This is a genomic window from Streptomyces sp. NPDC057694 (genome assembly GCF_042799415.1).
Classification (GTDB): Bacteria; Actinomycetota; Actinomycetes; order Streptomycetales; family Streptomycetaceae; genus Streptomyces.
Genome location: NZ_JBHVIX010000022.1, coordinates 76,418 through 95,242, shown reverse-complemented (window position 1 = coordinate 95,242; position 18,825 = coordinate 76,418). Strand labels below are relative to the sequence as shown.

General features: G+C 71.6%; 11 protein-coding genes and 1 pseudogene. 5 read left to right on the top strand and 7 right to left on the bottom strand.

Features of this window, described 5'->3' with window-relative positions; translation table 11 throughout:
* Window positions 1-94: 94 nt before the first annotated feature.
* The gene (rpsA, locus tag ACFVDP_RS33945; protein WP_383498172.1) at window positions 95-1,612 is read right to left on the bottom strand and encodes a 30S ribosomal protein S1; all 1,518 of its coding nucleotides are present in this window, start codon (window positions 1,610-1,612) and stop codon (window positions 95-97) included.
* A gap of 380 nt (window positions 1,613-1,992) precedes the next feature.
* Between rpsA and ACFVDP_RS33940 the strand changes: the two genes are divergently transcribed.
* Both ACFVDP_RS33940 and hrpB read left to right on the top strand, forming a co-directional pair.
* On the top strand, window positions 1,993-2,820 hold the full coding sequence (locus ACFVDP_RS33940; protein ID WP_383498171.1) for a class I SAM-dependent methyltransferase: 828 nt from the start codon (window positions 1,993-1,995) through the stop codon (window positions 2,818-2,820).
* Window positions 2,821-3,032: 212 nt separating this feature from the next.
* Window positions 3,033-5,621, top strand: a complete 2,589-nt coding sequence (gene hrpB / locus ACFVDP_RS33935) for an ATP-dependent helicase HrpB (RefSeq protein WP_383498169.1) — start codon at window positions 3,033-3,035, stop codon at window positions 5,619-5,621.
* Here hrpB and ACFVDP_RS33930 read toward each other — a convergent pair.
* From ACFVDP_RS33930 to ACFVDP_RS33920, 3 genes are all read right to left on the bottom strand, one after another.
* Window positions 5,611-6,606 (bottom strand): DUF3068 domain-containing protein, encoded by a 996-nt coding sequence (locus tag ACFVDP_RS33930; RefSeq protein ID WP_383498167.1) that lies wholly within the window; start codon window positions 6,604-6,606, stop codon window positions 5,611-5,613. The two genes, hrpB and ACFVDP_RS33930, sit on opposite strands and share 11 nt — an antisense overlap.
* Before the next feature lie 49 nt (window positions 6,607-6,655).
* The gene (locus ACFVDP_RS33925) at window positions 6,656-6,790 is read right to left on the bottom strand and encodes an SPW_0924 family protein (protein ID WP_383498165.1); all 135 of its coding nucleotides are present in this window, start codon (window positions 6,788-6,790) and stop codon (window positions 6,656-6,658) included.
* A gap of 169 nt (window positions 6,791-6,959) precedes the next feature.
* On the bottom strand, window positions 6,960-8,705 hold the full coding sequence (locus ACFVDP_RS33920; RefSeq protein ID WP_383498163.1) for a lytic transglycosylase domain-containing protein: 1,746 nt from the start codon (window positions 8,703-8,705) through the stop codon (window positions 6,960-6,962).
* A 280-nt stretch (window positions 8,706-8,985) separates the two neighbouring features.
* Here ACFVDP_RS33920 and ACFVDP_RS33915 point away from each other — a divergent pair, with 280 nt between their 5' ends.
* Complete coding sequence (locus tag ACFVDP_RS33915; RefSeq protein ID WP_383498161.1) at window positions 8,986-9,864, top strand: DUF4184 family protein; 879 nt, start codon at window positions 8,986-8,988, stop codon at window positions 9,862-9,864.
* A gap of 133 nt (window positions 9,865-9,997) precedes the next feature.
* Here ACFVDP_RS33915 and ACFVDP_RS33910 read toward each other — a convergent pair.
* Both ACFVDP_RS33910 and polA read right to left on the bottom strand, forming a co-directional pair.
* Window positions 9,998-10,384, bottom strand: a pseudogene (locus ACFVDP_RS33910) (serine hydrolase); the annotation flags it as partial.
* A 745-nt stretch (window positions 10,385-11,129) separates the two neighbouring features.
* Window positions 11,130-13,799: a DNA polymerase I gene (polA, locus tag ACFVDP_RS33905; RefSeq protein WP_383498270.1), complete on the bottom strand. Its 2,670-nt coding sequence runs from the start codon at window positions 13,797-13,799 to the stop codon at window positions 11,130-11,132.
* Between the two features lie 233 nt (window positions 13,800-14,032).
* Between polA and ACFVDP_RS33900 the strand changes: the two genes are divergently transcribed.
* A complete protein-coding gene (locus ACFVDP_RS33900) occupies window positions 14,033-16,309 on the top strand; it encodes an FdhF/YdeP family oxidoreductase (RefSeq protein ID WP_383498159.1) in 2,277 nt (758 codons plus the stop codon).
* 72 nt (window positions 16,310-16,381) lie between these two features.
* Window positions 16,382-16,864 (top strand): PaaI family thioesterase, encoded by a 483-nt coding sequence (locus ACFVDP_RS33895; protein WP_383498157.1) that lies wholly within the window; start codon window positions 16,382-16,384, stop codon window positions 16,862-16,864.
* Here ACFVDP_RS33895 and ACFVDP_RS33890 read toward each other — a convergent pair.
* A complete protein-coding gene (locus ACFVDP_RS33890; RefSeq protein ID WP_383498155.1) occupies window positions 16,833-18,779 on the bottom strand; it encodes a Xaa-Pro dipeptidyl-peptidase in 1,947 nt (648 codons plus the stop codon). The genes ACFVDP_RS33895 and ACFVDP_RS33890 overlap by 32 nt on opposite strands.
* Window positions 18,780-18,825 lie beyond the last annotated feature (46 nt).

Here is an 18,825-nt window from a genome sequence, read left to right as displayed (position 1 = left end):
CGGCCACAACCTGCGAACAAAAAACAACAGTGGGCCCACACCCAAAAGGGTGCGGGCCCACTGTCAACTACCGTGCGGAACCGAAGGGTTCAGCTCAGCTCTGGCCTCCGGCCAGCTTCTCACGCAGCGCGGCAAGCGCCTCGTCAGAAGCAAGCGCACCGGAGTTGTCGTCCGACTCCGAGGAGTACGAACCGCCACCGCCGCCGCCACCCGAGGCAGCCGGAGCCGCACCGGTGGCACCGGCGACGGCACCCTCGGCCTCGGCCTGCGCGTCGGCCTCGCGGGACTTGATGACCTGGGCCTGGTGCTGCTCGAAGCGCTGCTGCGCCTCGGCGTACTGGCCCTCCCAAGCCTCGCGCTGGGTCTCGAAGCCCTCGAGCCAGTCGTTGGTCTCGGGGTCGAAGCCCTCGGGGTAGATGTAGTTGCCCTGGTCGTCGTAGGACGCGGCCATGCCGTACAGGGTCGGGTCGAACTCGACGGCCGACGGGTCGGCGCCGAACGCCTCGTTGGCCTGCTTCAGCGAGAGGCTGATGCGACGGCGCTCGAGGTCGATGTCGATGACCTTGACGAAGATCTCGTCGTTGACCTGGACGACCTGCTCCGGGATCTCCACGTGGCGCTCGGCCAGCTCGGAGATGTGGACCAGACCCTCGATGCCCTCGTCGACGCGGACGAACGCACCGAACGGAACCAGCTTCGTGACCTTGCCGGGAACGACCTGGCCGATCTGGTGCGTACGGGCGAACTGCTGCCACGGGTCTTCCTGCGTCGCCTTCAGCGACAGGGAGACACGCTCGCGGTCCATGTCGACGTCGAGGACCTCGACGGTGACTTCCTGGCCGACCTCGACAACCTCGGACGGGTGGTCGATGTGCTTCCAGGACAGCTCGGAGACGTGCACGAGACCGTCGACGCCACCCAGGTCCACGAAGGCACCGAAGTTGACGATCGAGGAAACGACGCCGGAGCGGACCTGACCCTTCTGGAGGGTCGTGAGGAACGTCTGGCGGACCTCGGACTGCGTCTGCTCGAGCCAGGCGCGGCGGGACAGGACCACGTTGTTGCGGTTCTTGTCCAGCTCGATGATCTTCGCCTCGAGCTCCTTGCCCACGTAAGGCTGGAGGTCGCGGACGCGGCGCATCTCGACAAGGGAGGCCGGCAGGAAGCCACGGAGGCCGATGTCGAGGATGAGACCACCCTTGACGACCTCGATGACGGTACCGGTGACGATGCCGTCCTCTTCCTTGATCTTCTCGATGGTGCCCCAAGCACGCTCGTACTGCGCGCGCTTCTTCGAGAGGATCAGGCGGCCTTCCTTGTCCTCCTTCTGGAGAACCAGGGCCTCGATCTCGTCGCCGACCTTGACGACCTCGTTCGGGTCGACGTCGTGCTTGATCGAGAGCTCGCGGCTCGGGATGACACCTTCGGTCTTGTAACCGATGTCGAGGAGAACCTCGTCCCGGTCAACCTTGACGATGACGCCGTCGACGATGTCGCCATCGTTGAAGTACTTGATCGTCTCGTCGATGGCGGCGAGGAATGCTTCCTCGTTACCGATGTCGTTGACCGCAACCTGCGGGGTGGTGGCGGTGGTCTCGGTGCTGCTCGTCATGTGGGAAAGGGCTCCGGCGGACATTGAAGTCGGGGGGTACTGCTACGCCGGGACCCTGTTTCGCACCGAAGAAGCCGGACAGCCTAGGAAGCGCCGAATCCCGATGACCGGGAGGCGCCTCGACAACCGAGGGGACATACGACAGATGCGAGCGCAGCCTGCTATGTCTGAGGAACGCAGGCCCGCAGCGCAACTTGTAGCATACGGGGGCAGCCGGACACGGTCAATGCGCGAAGGCGCACACCCGGGGCGGATCGCCGCATACCCGGCACAAATCGCGTCCCACGAGGCCACGAGGTCCGCAGTGCCCGCAGATTAGTACCAGGGAGCCGATCATCCAAGAGTCCGGACCAATCGAAGCGTACGAGCCCTCCTCCCCCATGAACATGGTGGACGAGGACTCCACGGCCACCCGGCGTGACGCCGACACCACGGAGAGCGCGCGGGCCAACCGCGGCTGGTGGGACCGGAACGCGGACGAGTATCAGGTCGAGCACGGATCGTTCCTCGGCGACGACCGTTTCGTCTGGGGCCCCGAAGGGCTCGACGAGGTGGAGGCCGAGCTGCTCGGCCCGCCCGAGGACCTCGCCGGCAAGGACGTCCTGGAGATCGGGGCGGGCGCGGCCCAGTGCTCACGCTGGCTGGCCGCCCAGGGTGCCCGGCCCGTCGCCATGGACCTCTCGCACCGCCAGCTCCAGCACGGGCAGCGCATCCAGGACGGGGGCGCCACCACGGTGCCCCTGGTGCAGGCGGACGCGGGCGTGCTCCCCTTCCTCGACGGCTCCTTCGACCTGGCCTGCTCGGCGTACGGCGCGCTCCCCTTCGTCGCGGACCAGGTGAAGGTGCTCCGCGAGGTGCACCGGGTGCTGCGGCCCGGCGGCCGCTTCGTCTTCTCCCTCACGCACCCGATCCGCTGGGCGTTCCCGGACGAGCCGGGCCCCGAGGGCCTGAGCGTCTCGGCCTCCTACTTCGACCGCACCCCTTATGTGGAGCAGGACGACGACGGCCGCGCGGTCTACGTCGAGCACCACCGCACCATCGGGGACCGGGTCCGGGACGTGGTGGCGGGCGGCTTCCGGCTGGTGGATCTGGTCGAGCCCGAGTGGCCCGCCTGGAACACGCAGGAGTGGGGCGGCTGGTCGCCGCTGCGCGGCAATCTGATCCCCGGCTCGGCGATCTTCGTCTGCGAGCGGGACGACCGCGCTTAGGGCCTGTCTCCCAGATCCCTCCGTCCGCCCGAAGGGCGGGCCCTGCGGCGTCTGGTGCGTGCTCTCGGCGTGCCGGGTGCACGGCCTCGTACTGGACGTACTTGGCCTTGTGCCCGGTGCGGCGAGAGTGCGTGCCAGGCGTCGCGGGGCAGGAGGGATCTGGGAGACAGGCCCTAGGAGCTGTCCTTCGGGCGTGCTGGAGACTGGGCGTCGTGATCCGCAGTGATGCCCTCTCCGCCCTGCCCGTCCGGTCCGCCGTGCCCGCGCTGCGGCGTGCGCTCGACGGGCACGGGGTCGCCGTGCTCGTCGCGCCGCCCGGCACCGGCAAGACGACGCTCGTACCGCTGGTGCTCGCGGGGCTGCTCGACGAGGGCGCTGCGGTGCGCCGGATCGTGGTGGCCGAGCCGCGCCGGATCGCGGCGCGGGCGGCGGCGCGGCGGATGGCGTGGCTGCTCGGCGAGAAGGTCGGGGAGCGGGTCGGTTACACGGTGCGCGGCGAGCGTGTCGTCGGGCCGCGCACCTGCGTCGAGGTCGTCACCACCGGGGTGCTGCTCCAGCGGCTCCAGCGCGACCAGGAGCTGGCCGGCGTCGACGCGGTGATGCTCGACGAGGTGCACGAGCGGCATCTGGACGCGGACACGGTCGCCGCCTTCCTGTGGGACGTGCGCGCGACCCTGCGGCCGGACCTCGAACTGGTCGCCGCGTCGGCGACGACGGACGCGCAGGGCTGGGCCCGGCTGTTCGGGGACGCGCCGGTCGTCGAGGCCGAGGGGGTCGCGCATCCCGTGGAAGTGGTGTGGGCGCCGCCCGCCTCGCCGGTGCGGCCACCGCACGGGATGCGGGTGGATCCGGCGCTGCTCGCGCACGTGGCGTCGGTGGTGCGGCGGGCGCTGGCCGAGCGGCCGGGCGACGTGCTGTGTTTCCTGCCGGGCGTCGGTGAGATCGCGCGGGTGGCCGGGCAGTTGGGGAGTCTCGGCGGGGACGTCGAGGTGCTCCAGGTGCACGGGCGGGCGCCCGCGGCCGTGCAGGACACGGTGCTCTCGGCGGGCGCGCGGCGGCGGGTGGTACTGGCCACGGCGGTCGCCGAGTCGTCGTTGACGGTGCCGGGGGTGCGGATCGTCGTGGACGCGGGCCTGGCGCGCGAGCCCCGCGTCGATCACGCGCGGGGGCTGAGCGCGCTGACGACCGTACGGGCGTCACGCGCGGCGGGGACGCAGCGTGCGGGCCGTGCCGGTCGGGAGGCGCCCGGCGCGGTGTACCGGTGCTGGGCGGAGGCGGAGGACGGGCGCCTGCCGCGGTTCCCCTCCCCCGAGATCAAGGTGGCGGACCTGACGGCGTTCGCCCTTCAGGTGGCGTGCTGGGGTGATCCGGAGGCGTCCGGTCTCGCGCTGCTGGACGCGCCGCCCGGCGGGGCGATGGCGGCGGCGCGGGAGGTGCTGGTGGCGGTCGGGGCAGTCGGTGCGGCCGGGGCCGGTTCCGGGCGGGTGACGGCGCGCGGGCAGCGGCTCGCGCGGCTCGGGCTGCATCCCCGGCTCGGGCGGGCGCTGGTCGACGCGGCGCCGGTGGTGTCCGCGCGGCGGGCCGCCGAGGTCGTCGCCCTGTTGAGCGAGGAGCCGCCGCGCGAGTACGGGGATGATCTCGGGCGGGCTGTGCGGCGGGCCCGGAGCGGGGGTGACGCCTATGCCGGGCGGTGGGCTGCCGAGAGTCGGCGACTTTCCCGGGTGGTGGGTGAAACCGCGCCTTCGGCGCGGGAGTTGACCCTCCCACCCGCCCGAAGCTCTGCGATGGAAGGTGGCGGGAGCAGCACTGGCAGCACCGGCGCCCCGTCCGACGAGCACGTCGCCGGGATCGTCGCCGCCCTCGCGTTCCCCGAGCGGGTGGCGCGCAGGTCGGGTGGGTCGTATCTGATGGCGTCGGGCACCCGGGCCGACATCGGTGACGGGTCCCCGCTGCGGGACTCCGCGTGGGTGGCCGTCGCCGTGGCCGACCGGCCGGTCGGAGCCGGGCACGCGCGCGTGCGGCTCGGGGCCGTCGTGGACGAGGAGACCGCCCGGTGGGCCGCCGCGCAGCTGGCCTCGGAGGGCGACGCGGTCGCCTGGGCGGACGGCGAGCTGGTGGCCCGGCACGTCACCCGGCTCGGGGCGATCGAGCTGACGGTGCGGCCGCTGAGGAACCCGTCCCCCGCCCTCGTACGGGAAGGTCTGCTGGACGGGCTGCGGCGGGAGGGGCTCGGGCTGCTGCGGTGGGGGCGGGAGGCGGAGGCGCTGCGGCAGCGGCTCGCCTTTGTACGGCGGCATGTGGGTGAGCCGTGGCCGGACGTGAGCGACGAGGCCCTGTACGCGCGCGTGGACGACTGGCTGGAGCCGGAGCTGGGGCGGGCCCGGCGGCGCGCGGATCTGGCCCGCATCGACGCCGGGGCGGGGCTGCGGCGGCTGCTGCCGTGGGCGAGCGGGGACGCGGTGCGCTTCGACGAGCTGGCCCCGGAGCGGATCACGGTGCCGAGCGGGTCGTCGGTCCGGGTCGACTACGCCGATCCCCGGCAGCCGGTGCTGGCGGTGAAGCTGCAGGAGATGTTCGGGCTTCAGCAGACGCCGGCCGTGGCGGGGGTGCCGGTCCTCGTGCACCTGCTCTCCCCCGCCGGGCGGCCCGCCGCCGTCACCGCCGACCTGGCCTCCTTCTGGCGCGACGGCTACCGGTCGGTGCGGGCCGATCTGCGCGGCCGGTATCCGAAGCACCCGTGGCCCGAGGACCCGGCGACGGCGGAGCCGACCCGGTACACGAACGCGCGGCTCAGACGCTGACCGGCTCCGGCTCGTCCAGCGGATTCGGTTCGGGGTTCCCGGGGCGGCGGCTGCGGGCCTCCAGCCACAGGGCCAGGGCGAGCAGCAGGACGCCGAGGGTGAGGAAGCCCCAGGGGAGGTAGGAGGTGAGCAGCAGGATCAGAGTGCGCTGGGACTTGACCAGGTCGACGGTGTCCTCGATGTAGTCCTCGCGCATCTTCACGTCGCCGGCGAACGCGGTGACCTTCTTGCCGTCGCCGCCGAGCAGGGTGCCGCCGCGCATCTCCTCCTTGTGCTTCTCCTCGCCGTAGACGGGTGCGCCGGTGGTGGGGTCGACCAGGAAGGTGCGCACGGTCGTGTACCACATCTCGGTGCCGGTCTTGGCGACGGATTCCGCGGTGATGCCCTTGACCGGCATCTTCTTGGGGAAGGGCACCTTGGTCCAGGGGATGGTCTGCTCGAAGCGGTAGACGGTGACGCCGCGGAAGTCCTCGGTGTCCTTGTAGTGGATGGGGCGGGTGATGCGGGCGCGCGCGTCGTAGTACTCGTAGGACCGCTTCTCGGTCAGGAACGGCCACTTGAACTCGATGCCCTCGCGCTTGACCGCGTCGCCGTCGACGGATTCGCCGGTCGCGTGCACGGGTTCCTGGCTGTGCGCGTCGAAGATGTAGCGCTCGGGGATCTGGGAGACGAACTTGCCGTCGGGGCCCACGATGTAGCTGAGGCCGTCCCAGACGACGACGTCCCGTCCGGCGCTCTTCTCGATCTTGTCGGACTCCTCGACGTTGCCCTTGAGGGTCTGCACGACGGTGAGCTTGGGGACCTTCTTGGCCTGCATGGTGCCGTAGTCGACGAGGGTGGCGTTCTTCGCCTCCAGGACCATCGTCTGGTACTGGTTCGCCGGGATCTTCGCCAGGCGGGGGAACGCGTACCAGCGCATCAGCGGGGACATCGCCGTGAAGAACACGGCGAAGGCGAGCAGGATCAGGCTTGCCTTGCGGCGCATCTCGGCGGCCCTCCTCAACTACGATTTCGGGACAGGGGCGTTCGGGCGGTCACGGGTGCTCGGGGACGGTGGTGAGCAGGGGTTTCGGGGACGTCTCGCCCGCCGGGGAGCCGACCGCCGAGATGGTGATGACGAGGGCGAGGGCCGCGGCAAGACCGATCGCCGCCGCGATGAGGGCACGCATGTCCGGCCTCCCGAACCTGGATCTGATGGACCGTCAGGGCCTTGGGTCGGTGCACCGTAGCAATGCCGGGGACAGATGAGAACACGTTGGACGCGACCTGCCGCCGCGCACGCGCGAGCCCCCGGCCGATCGTCGGCCGGGGGCTCAAGTGCGCGGTGTGCGCCGGGGGTTACGACGCGGACGGGCTCGCGGACTCCGTGGGCGTTCCGGACGCGCCGTCGCTCGGGGTGTCGGTCGGTGCGGCCGTCACCTTCAGCTCGACGGTGAGCGTCGCGCCGCCCGTCGTGGTGACGCGCAGCAGGAACGTGCCGGTGGCGTCGTCCGCGTACAGCTTCGGGAGGGTGAGCAGGCCGTCGCTGTCGGTCTTGAGGCCCTTGAGGGTGCGGATCGTCTTGCCGTCCGCGTCCTTGAAGTAGGGGCCCGTCGTCGCCTCGGCCGGGTCGTCCGCGGCCTTGACGAGAGTGGCGCCGGCCGCGACGCCGTCGGCGACGGCGCCCTTGTACGTGGCCTTCACCGTCACGGCGTCGTCGAACGCGGCGCCCGCGGCGCAGGTGAGTTCCTTGTCGCTGGTGCGCGCCAGGGTGTCGGCCGCGCGCGCGGTGACCTTCGCCGTGTAGTCGAGGCCGGTCACGGAGCTGCCGACGACGGTGGCGCGGACCGTGAAGGCGCCGGTCTTCTCGCCCGCGGTCAGCTTCGGCGCGGTGGCCGTGCCGGCCGCGGTCGTGGTGACGACGGCGCTCGTGGTTCCGCCGGCGAACCGGGCGTCCGTGCCGCCGACGATCGTGAAGCGCACCTTCACCTTGGCGACGCCCTTGCCCGCCTTGTCCTTGGCCCGCACCTGGATCCGCTCGGCGAAGGCGTCGCCGGCCATCGCGCCGAGCGTGCCGGTGTCCGCGTCGGCCAGCTTGGTGACGGACTCGGTGGGGGTCGGCGTGGGCGTCTCCGACGGGTCGGACGGCTTGGAGGGCTTCGACGGCTTGGAGGGGTCCGACGGCTTCGACGGGTCGGACGGGTTCGGGCTCGGCGAGCCGCCGCCCGGGGTGGAGGGCGACGGGGACGGGCCGGGCGACGAGGTGGAGCCGCCGCTGGGGTGCTTGGGCAGCACGCCGGTGCCGTCGGGGACCTCGTGACTGCCCTTGCGGTAGTACTCCATCCAGCGCAGGACGGTGGCGAGGTAGTCCGAGGAGTTGTTGTAGCTGAGGATCGCCTTGTTCAGGTCCGTGGCGTTCGACAGGTCCCAGTCGTTGCGGCACAGGTAGTGGCCGGCGGCGAGAGCCGCGTCGTAGACATTGAAGGGGTCCTTCTTGCCGTCGCCGTTGCCGTCGCGGCCCGCCCACTCCCAGGTGGAGGGGATGAACTGCATGGGGCCGACGGCGCGGTCGTGAACCGTGTCACCGTCGTAGAGGCCACCGTCGGTGTCGGTGATCTTCGCGAAGCCGTTGCCGTCGAGGGGCGGGCCCTTGAGCTGGTTCTTCATCGTGCCGTTCGCGTCGACGTTGCCGCCGCTCGCCTGGCCCGACTCGACCTTGCCGATCGCGGCGAGCAGCTGCCAGCGCAGGTTGCAGCCCGGCTTGGACGACGCCAGCTCGGCCTCGGCCTTCTTGTACGCGTCCAGGACGGTGGCGGGGATGCCGGCCTCGGCCTCCCCCGTGCCTCCGCCGCCGGTGCCGGGCGACTCCGTCGGCGAGTCGGTGGGGCTGTCGAGCGGCGGGAGTTCGGTGTAGTAGTCGGGGCCCGACGCGGTGTCGGGGGTGGGGTCGGAGCTGTCGGAGCGGTCCGCCGCCGAGCGGCCGCTGTCGGTCTGCGGCGCGGTCACGCCCGGTGCCTGCGACGCGGAGAGAGCCGCCACCGCCGCGGCGGCGATCGCGGTCGTCATCACGCTCCTGCGCAGCCTCCTGCCGAAAACCGCCGCCATGCCGCGAACCCCTCCCGCAATCGCCCGTACCGGCCAGTGCGTCCGGTCCGCCCCGGGTCACGGAGCTTCGCGGCGCGCGCCGCACACTCCCCAGCGCACGGCCCCGCCGACACTACGACAACTTCCCTCGCACGGACACCCGTTCGTGCCCGCTTTAACCGTTTCATCAGCTAAGCGTCGCGCAGTGTTGTCGTACGCTTCGACGCCCACGTGCTCGTCGTCACTGCACGCTACCGAGTTTTTTGCGCCACCGAACCGCTGACTTGTTCCAGGGGGATCCTTGCCGTTCACCATCAGCCATGCCGCCGCCGTGCTGCCGTTCGTGCGGCGCGACGGATCGGGGCGGGGCCGGCTCGTACCGTCCCTGCTCGTGGCCGGGTCGTTCGCTCCGGACCTCACCTATTTCGCGGCGAGCGCGGTGCCGGGCGCCATGGAATTCGGCGCGTTCACGCACTCTTTCACCGGGGTGTTCACGGTGGACGCGCTGCTCGCGGTGGTCCTGCTCGCGCTGTGGCGGCTGGTGCGCGAACCACTGCTCGCCCTGCTGCCGGGGGCCGTGCGCGCCCGGGTGTGGACCGTGGCGCGCGGTCGTCCCGGGCGGGGACGCGCGTGGTGGCTGTGGTGGTACGTCTCGGCGGTGGTCGGCTCGCTCACGCACGTGGTGTGGGACGCGTTCACGCATCCGGACCGGTGGGGCATGCGGCTGCTGCCCGTGCTCGGCGAGAACATCGCCGGGTCGCCGCTCTACTGGTACGTGCAGTACGGGAGTTCGGCGCTGGCGCTCGTCGTGATCGGGGTGTTCGTGTGCTGGGCGGTGCGCGGCGCCGCCCCCTCGGACGGCCTGCCCGCGCCCGCCGCCCGGCAGCGGTGGCTCGCGCTCCTCGTGATCGGCGGGTGCGCGTGCGGCTGCGGGGCGGTGCGGGTGGTGCGCTGGCTGTCGTACGTGGACGAGGAGGGGCTCGCCTGGAAGCCGTGGGAGATCGTGCCGACCGTGTGCTTCGGCGCGGGCGCGGGTCTCGTCATCGGGCTGGTGCTGTACGCGCTGCTGCTGCGGGTACGGGGGCGGCGGGCCAGTCCGGACCTTCCTGACCTTCCTGGCCGGGCAGATCTTCCGGATCCGGAGCGTCCGGCGGAACCGAGCCGTCCGGGCGTTCGCTGATCTCGTCCGGCGGGGTGAGGCCGATCCCGGCGGCCCGCCCCTTGTTGAGGGCACGGTGGACGGCCTGCGCCACCCGTTCGACGGTGCGCACGCCGTAGGCCATCGACGGGTTGTCGTGGCTGAGCACGGCGATGCGGTAGGTGCGGCCCTGGCCGGTGAACGCGCCGATGCTGTGGATGCGCCAGCCGTGCGTGGCCCGCGGCAGCCAGCCGTTCTTGAGGTGGGCGCGCAGGCCGCGCGGCATCCCGGCGGGCACGCCCCAGCGCTGGCTCTTCTGCACCTCGCTCATCAGCTTCAGCCCGTACGCGCGTGATCCGGCCGTCAGGAACGAGCGACGGGCGGTGAGCGCGTTCAGCAGACGCAGTTGGTCGGCGGCCGTGGTGCGGGTCAGGCCCCAGTAGCCGTAGGGGCCGAGGAGGGTGCGGGTGGCGCCGGCCCGGGTCAGGGTCGTGCCGAGGCGGGTGCGGCCGAGGTCGTTCCACAGGCGGCTGGCGGCGGCGTTGTCCGACCTGCGGATCATGGGGCTGAGGTTGCCCCGCTCCCAGGCCGTCGGTCTCCGGCCCCGGCTCTGGGCCCGGTGCAGCGTGGCCTCCATCATCAGGACCTTCACGAGGGACGCCGCGTCGTAGCGGGTGCGCGGTGCGAGGGTGCAGTCGAGCCCGGTGCGGTCGTCGTGCACGGCGACCGAGACGCTCCCGCGCCGGCCGGCGAGCGCCGCCTTGATGTCGCGGGTGAGCTGCTTGGCGAGGGCCGGGTGCTTGGCGGCACGGCAGGCGGGCGCACGCGGGGCCGCTGCCGCGGTGGGGGTGGCGTTCAGCAGCGCGGCGACGACGAGGGCGGCCAGGGTGGCGCGGGTGCGGGGCTGTGACGGCATTGGCCCATCGTGCGGGGGCACTGCCGTGCGGGGCGCGGTGTGGGGGCTGAACGGGGGTGCCGCTTCACGCCTCGGCGGCGGGCGGCGGGGTCTCGTGCGCGGCTGCGGGCCGGTGAGGGCTGGTGGCGCCAGCGCCGTGGGGGTTTTGTTCAGTACGCGACTGACGGCCGGTGGGGCTTCTCGCGCAGTTCCCCGCGCCCCTGGAAGCGAGCTTCGCTCGCCCAGGGGCGCCTGAGATGAAGCTGCGCGCAGCGCATGCTTCAGGGGCGCGGGGAACTGCGCGACCAGCCACGACGAGAGCCGCACACGGCAACGCGACCCCAGCCGGGCAGACGGGAAGCGGGGCGGTAGCCGAGGTGCCGCCCCGCTGAAAGGTCCCGGTCGCCGGAGGCTAGTGCGCGGCGGACTCCCAGTCCGTGCCCAGGCCCACCGACACATCCAGCGGCGCGCGGAGCGCAACGGCGCCGGCCATCTCCCGCCGCACCAGCTGCTCCGCGACGGCAGCCTCCCCGGGCGCGATCTCCAGCACGATTTCATCGTGGACCTGGAGCAGCATCCGGGAGGAAAGACCGGCCTCGGTGAGCGCCTTGTCGACGTTCAGCATCGCGATCTTCACGATGTCGGCGGCGGTGCCCTGGATCGGCGCGTTGAGCGCCATGCGCTCGGCCATCTCGCGGCGCTGCCGGTTGTCCGAGTTCAGGTCGGGCAGATAGCGCCGGCGCCCGAGCACGGTCTCCGTGTACCCCGTGGCCCGCGCCTCGTCGACGACACGCCGAAGATAGTCCCGGACCCCGCCGAACCGCTCGAAGTACGTGTCCATCAGGCCTCGGGCCTCACCCGGGTCGATGTTCAGCTGGCCGGAGAGGCCGAAGGCGGACAGACCGTAGGCGAGGCCGTACGACATCGCCTTGATCTTGCGGCGCATCTCGGCGTCGACCTGGTCCCGCTCCACGCCGAACACCTGGGAGGCGACGGTGGTGTGCAGGTCCTCGCCGGAGGCGAACGCCGCGAGGAGGCCCTCGTCCTCCGAGAGGTGCGCCATGACGCGCAGCTCGATCTGGCTGTAGTCGGCGGTCATGAGCGACTCGAAGCCCTCGCCCACCACGAACCCGCGGCGGATGGCGCGGCCCTCGTCCGTGCGCACCGGGATGTTCTGCAGGTTCGGGTCCGTCGACGACAGACGGCCGGTCGCGGCCACCGTCTGGTTGAACGTGGTGTGGATGCGGCCGTCGGCGGCGATCGTCTTGATCAGGCCCTCGACCGTGACGCGGAGCTTGGCCTGCTCCCGGTGGCGCAGCATGATCACGGGCAGTTCGTGGTCGGTCTGCGTGGCCAGCCAGGCGAGCGCGTCGGCGTCCGTGGTGTACCCGGTCTTGGTCTTCTTCGTCTTCGGGAGGTCCAGCTCGCCGAAGAAGACCTCCTGGAGCTGCTTGGGCGAGCCGAGGTTGAACTCGTGCCCGACGGAGGCGTGGGCCTCCTTCACGGCCTGCTGGACGGCGCCAGCGAACATCTGCTCCATGGCCTCCAGGTGGGCGCGGTCGGCGGCGATGCCGTACCGCTCCAGGCGTGCGAGGAGCACGGAGGTGGGCAGCTCGATGTCGGTGAGCAGCTCGGCGGCGCCGACCTCCTTCAGCCGCGTACCGAACGCCTCTCCCAGGTCGAGGATGGCGCGGGCCTGCACCATGAGCGCGTCCGCCTCGGCCTGCTCGTCCTCCTCCGAGCCGAAGGCGAGCTGTCCGTCGGCGGCGCCGGCCGGGGCCAGCTCGCGGCCCAGGTACTCCAGGGACAGCGCGTCGAGCGCGAAGGAGCGGCGGCCCGGCTTGACCAGGTACGCGGCGAGCGCCGTGTCCATGGTGATGCCGTCCACGGTCCAGCCGTGCTCGGCGAAGACCCGCATCACGCTCTTGGCGTTGTGCAGCACCTTCGGCTTCGCCGCGTCGGCGAGCCAGGCGGCGAACGCCTTCTCGTCGGCCTCGTCCAGCGTGGTCGGGTCGAACCAGGCGGCCTCGCCGTCGGCGGCGGCGAGCGCGACCTCGGTGACGGAGCCGGTGCCCAGCGACCAGGTGTCGACGGAGGCGAGCCCGAGCACGGCCGTGGCGTGCTCGGTGAGCCACGGCGCGACCTCGCCGGTGGCCAGGACCGTGCCGTCCAGCTCGACGCCCGGCTCGGCCGGGGCCTCCTCGGCCTCGGCGGCGCCCGGGTCGACGGCGAACAGGCGCTCGCGCAGCGACGGGTTACGGATCTCCAGGGTGTCCAGGATCATCGCGATCGCGGTGCGGTCGTACGCCGCGCGCTCCAGATCGGCGACGGTGCTCGGCAGCTCGACGTCGCGGACCATCTCGGTGAGGCGGCGGTTGAGCTTCACGGCCTCGATGTGGTCCCGGAAGTTCTGCCCCGCCTTGCCCTTGACCTCCTCGGCGCGCTCGACGAGCTCGGCGAACGAACCGAACTGGTTGATCCACTTCGCCGCCGTCTTCTCACCGACGCCGGGGATGCCCGGCAGGTTGTCCGACGGGTCGCCGCGCAGTGCCGCGAAGTCCGGGTACTGGGCGGGGGTGAGGCCGTACTTCTCCTCGACCTTCTCCGGCGTGAACCGGGTCAGCTCGGAGACGCCCTTCGTCGGGTACAGCACCGTCACACGGTCCGAGACGAGCTGGAAGGAGTCGCGGTCGCCGGTGACGATGAGGACGTCGAAGCCCGCCGCCTCGGCCTGCGTGGCGAGCGTGGCGATGATGTCGTCGGCCTCGAAGCCGTCGACGGCGAAGCGCGGGGTGTGCATCGCGTCGAGCAGCTCGCCGATCAGCTCGACCTGGCCCTTGAACTCGTCCGGGGTCTTCGAGCGGTTCGCCTTGTACTCGGTGAACTCCTCGGACCGCCAGGTCTTGCGGGACACGTCGAACGCCACCGCGAAGTGGGTCGGCGCCTCGTCGCGCAAGGTGTTCGCCAGCATCGACGCGAAGCCGTAGATCGCGTTCGTCGGCTGGCCGGAGGCCGTCGTGAAGTTCTCCGCGGGCAGCGCGAAGAACGCGCGGTAGGCCAGCGAATGCCCGTCCATGAGCATCAGCCGGGGGCGCCCACCGGCACCGCTGTCCGCCGCCTTCGTCGCGGGGGCCGCCGTCTTCTTCGCCGTCTTCGCTGCTTTTTCTGCCACGTCCCCGATCCTGCCAGACCCCACTGACACTCCGGTCCACCCCGCCCGGCGGGCGGCCCTGTCGGACCTCCGTGCGAGGATCGGAGAGGTAGCTCACAGCACATCCGCAGGACCTCGCAGGACCGCTCGAAGGGGAGCCCGACATGGCCGGCAAGCCGCCCGCATCCGATCCGGTTCAGGACGCGCCGCAGGTCGTGGCGCCGCAGCACCACGCGGCCGGCCTGCCCGCCGTCAAGCACTCACTGAAGATGGCCCGCGAGCAGATGGGCGTGAAGCGCACCGCCCTCACCCTGCTGCGCGTCAATCAGAAGGACGGCTTCGACTGCCCGGGCTGCGCCTGGCCCGAGCCGGAGCACCGGCACGCGGCGGAGTTCTGTGAGAACGGGGCGAAGGCGGTCGCCGAGGAGGCCACGCTGCGCCGCGTGACGCCGGAGTTCTTCGCCGCGCACCCGGTGGCGGACCTGGCGACGCGCTCGGGGTACTGGCTGGGCCAGCAGGGCCGCCTCACCCACCCCATGTATCTCGCCGAGGGCTCCGCGCAGTACGAGCCGGTGACCTGGGAGCGGGCGTTCGACATCATCGGCGAGGAGCTGACCGCCCTGGCCTCCCCCGACGAGGCGGTCTTCTACACGTCGGGCCGTACGAGCAACGAGGCGGCGTTCCTCTACCAGCTCTTCGCCCGCGAGTTCGGTACGAACAACCTGCCCGACTGTTCGAACATGTGCCACGAGTCGTCCGGCTCGGCGCTCACCGAGACCATCGGCGTCGGCAAGGGCAGCGTCCTTCTCGAAGACCTCTACAAGGCGGACCTGATCATCGTGGCCGGGCAGAACCCGGGCACGAACCACCCGCGGATGCTCTCGGCGCTGGAGAAGGCCAAGGCGGGCGGCGCCCGCATCATCTCAGTGAACCCGCTGCCGGAAGCGGGCCTGGAGAAGTTCAAGAACCCGCAGACGCCGAAGGGCCTCACCAAGGGCGCCACGCTCACCGACCTGTTCCTCCAGATCCGCCTCGGCGGCGACCAGGCCCTCTTCCGCCTCCTGAACAAGCTGATCCTCGCCACGGAAGGCGCCACCGACGAGGCGTTCATCGACGGGCACACCCACGGCTTCGAGGAGTTCGCCGAGGCCGCCCGCGCCGCCGACTGGGACGAGACCCTGAAGGCGACCGGCCTGTCCCGCGCCGACATCGAGCGCACCCTGGAGATGGTCCTCGCCTCCAAGCGGACCGTCGTGTGCTGGGCGATGGGCCTGACCCAGCACAAGCACTCCGTGCCGACCATCCGCGAAGTGGTCAACTTCCTGCTGCTGCGCGGCAACATCGGCCGCCCCGGCGCCGGCGTCTGCCCGGTGCGCGGGCACAGCAACGTGCAGGGCGACCGCACCATGGGCATCTTCGAACGCCCCGCGCCCGCCTTCCTGGACGCCCTGGAGAAGGAGTTCGGCTTCGCACCGCCGCGCGAGCACGGCTTCGACGTCGTCCGGGCCATCCGCGCCTTGCGCGACGGCGAGGCGAAGGTCTTCTTCGCGATGGGCGGCAACTTCGTGTCCGCCTCCCCCGACACCGAGGTCACGGAGGCGGCCATGCGCCGCGCCCGCCTGACCGTCCACGTGTCGACGAAGCTGAACCGCTCGCACACCGTCACCGGCGCCCGCGCACTGATTCTGCCCACCCTCGGCCGCACCGAGCGCGACCTCCAGGGCAGTGGCGAGCAGTTCGTCACCGTCGAGGACTCCATGGGCATGGTGCACGCCTCACGCGGCCGCCTGGAGCCCGCGAGCCGCCACCTGCTGTCCGAGCCCGCCATCGTGACCCGGCTCGCCCGCCGCGTCCTGTCCGACTCGACGCTGCCCTGGGCGGAGTTCGAGAAGGACTACGCCACGATCCGCGACCGCATTGCCCGGGTGATCCCGGGCTTCGAGGACTTCAACACGCGGGTGGCCGACCCGGCCGGCTTCGCGCTCCCGCACGCCCCGCGCGACGAGCGCCGCTTCCCCACCGCCACCGGCAAGGCCAACTTCACGGCCGCGCCCGTCGAGTACCCGCACCTGCCCGAGGGCCGGCTGCTGCTCCAGACGCTGCGCTCGCACGACCAGTACAACACCACCATCTACGGCCTGGACGACCGCTACCGAGGGATCAAGAACGGCCGCCGGGTCGTCCTGGTCAACGCCGAGGACGCCAAGGACCTCGACCTCGCCGAGGGCGCCTACGTCGACCTGGTCGGCGAGTGGAGCGACGGCGTGGAGCGGCGCGCCCCCGGCTTCCGCGTCGTGCACTACCCGACGGCCCGCGGCTGCGCGGCCGCGTACTACCCGGAGACCAATGTCCTGGTGCCGCTGGACGCCACGGCGGACACCAGCAACACCCCCGCCAGCAAGTCCGTCGTGGTGCGCCTGGAACAATCCGGCACCGACTGAGCGTTCGCTCAGCGAGCGCGTGGCGGTAGGACGCGCCCGGACAGCCAGGAACGACGGACGGAGCAGGGCCCCATGGGCGAGCAGAACCAGGTGAAGTTCCCGCAAGAAGTCCTCGACGAGTACGCGGACTACGGCCTCGACCTGCAGGCGCTGTTCTCCGCGGGGCATCTCGGCACCCGGATGGGCATCCAGATCAAGGAGGCGTCGGCGGACCGCGTCGTCGCCACCATGCCCGTCGAGGGCAACACCCAGCCCTACGGCCTGCTGCACGGCGGAGCCTCCGCCGTGCTCGCCGAGACCCTCGGCTCGGTCGGCGCGATGCTGCACGGCGGCATCGGCCGGCTCGCCGTCGGCGTCGACCTGAACTGCACGCACCACCGCAGCGCCCGCTCCGGCCTCGTCACGGGCGTGGCCACGCCCGTGCACCGCGGCCGCACCACGGCCACGTACGACATCGTGATCACCGACGAGCAGGACAGGCGGGTCTGCTCGGCCCGCCTGACCTGCCTGCTCAAGGACGCCCCTATGACCGACTCGGCGCCACCGGCAGCGTGAGCGAGCCGTCCCCGGCGCGCACGGTCATCGTCGTGCCCGCCGGGTAGCGCAGCGTGTAGTCGTGGTCGGTGGAGATCAGGACCACACCGAGCCGGTGCCCGGCCTTGAACACGTAGTCCTCCGGCTGCAGATCCCACCGCAGCCGGTACTCCTTGCCCTCCACGACCTTGGACTGGTGGGCGAGGGAGTTCCGGTTCCGCGCGTCCAGCCAGCCCCGCGTCACGATCTTGTAGTCGGCGGTCTCGGTGGCGTGCTTCGCGCGGTACGCGCAGCCCGTCTCACCCGACAGCCCCGGCACCCCCTCCCCGTAGCAGACCTGCTGCGAGGTGTCGGTGACCGTGCCCGCGGTGGCGCGGGTGTCCCGCCCGTAGTCGACGAGCAGCGCCGTCACGTACGGCGAGGTGCCGGACAGCGAGGCGCGGATGTCGACCTCCGGCACCCCGTTGAGCCGGACGTCCCGGTCCAGGGCACCCGTCGTGTACGCGAGCCGGTTCGGGTTCGCCGCATCCGGCGACGTCACCAGCTGCTCGGCGGGGACGGTACGGCCCGCGTCGGTCAGCGACTGCACGGCCGTCGGGCCCGCGGACCGGCCGAGCGTGCCGTCGGCGCGCAGCCGCAGCGTCGTGTCGCGGGTACCGGCCGCCGGCCAGTCCGACTGCTGCTTCCAGCTGAAGTCGGGCTGCTCGACGTCGACCCGCGGCTCGCTCAGGACACCGTTGCGGATGCCGTAGAGCCAGTAGTCGAACCAGTGGTGGACCTGGCCGAGCCACTCCTCCATGCGCAGCGGCATCGGATTGGCGTGCCCGGCCTGGTGCAGCCACAGTTTGCGCGGCACGTGGTTCTTCTTCAGGGCCTCCCACAGCGCGCCCGCGTTCTTGGTCTTCACGTTCCAGTCGTTGAGCCCGTGGACGACGAAGACGCCCGCCTTGATCCTGCCGACGTCCTTGATGTAGTCGCGCTCGTCCCAGTACGCCGACCGGTCGCCCGTCACCCGGTCCTGATCGCGCTCCAGCGCGTCGAGCACCGGCTTGCAGATCTCCTGGTCGGCGCGCGAGTACACATACCTGGCGAGCACGTCGGTGTCCTCACCCTGATAGGTGCCGGGCGCCACGACACCGCCGTTCGCCCGGTAGTAGTCGTACCAGGAGGAGATCCCGGAGATCGGCACGATCGCCTTGAGGCCCTTGACGCCGGTGCTCGCGACGGCCGTCGGCAGCGTGCCGTTGTAGGAGATGCCCATCATCGCGGCGTTCCCGGTCGACCAGTCCGCCCGGACCTCCTTGCCGTCGAGGTCCCAGCCCTTGGCCCGGCCGCCCAGCCAGTCGACCGCGGCCTTCGCGCCCAGCGTCTCGTTGCGCCCGCCCGAGGTCGGACAGCCGGTGGAGCCGCCCGTACCGAGACTGTCGACCTGCGCCACCGCGTACCCGCGCGGCAGGAAGTAGTTGTCGTAGTAGCCGGAGTACGCGACCGCGGGACCGGTCAGCCCCGGCTTCGACGGCACGGGCCGGGCCTTCGCACCGGCGAGCGGAAGACCGTCCTCGTCGAGATCGACCCCATGGTTCGGGACATCGTTGCCACCGGCCCAGTAAGGGCTCGCCTCGATGATCGTGGCGACCTTCAGACCCGCCGAGTCGGTCTCCTTCGGCCGCAGGATCCGCATCCTGACGGTGTCCCGCCTGCCGTCGCCGTCGCTGTCGACCTCCGTGCGGACGTCGACCTCCTGATAGACGGCGTCCGCACGCGAGAAGACGGGCTGCGTCTCCTGTCCGGAGATCTTCAACTCCGCCCTGCCGGACGAATCTTGAGCGGCGTGCGCGGCCGGCGCCATCAGGGCGAGGACCAGCGCACCCGCCAGGGCGAGGACCGGTCCGCCGCGAGGTCTGCGACTGCCGGTGGTACGTGCGGATCTCACCATCGTGCCTCCTGGGCGCGGTAAGGGAGTTCACTCACGGGACGTGAGT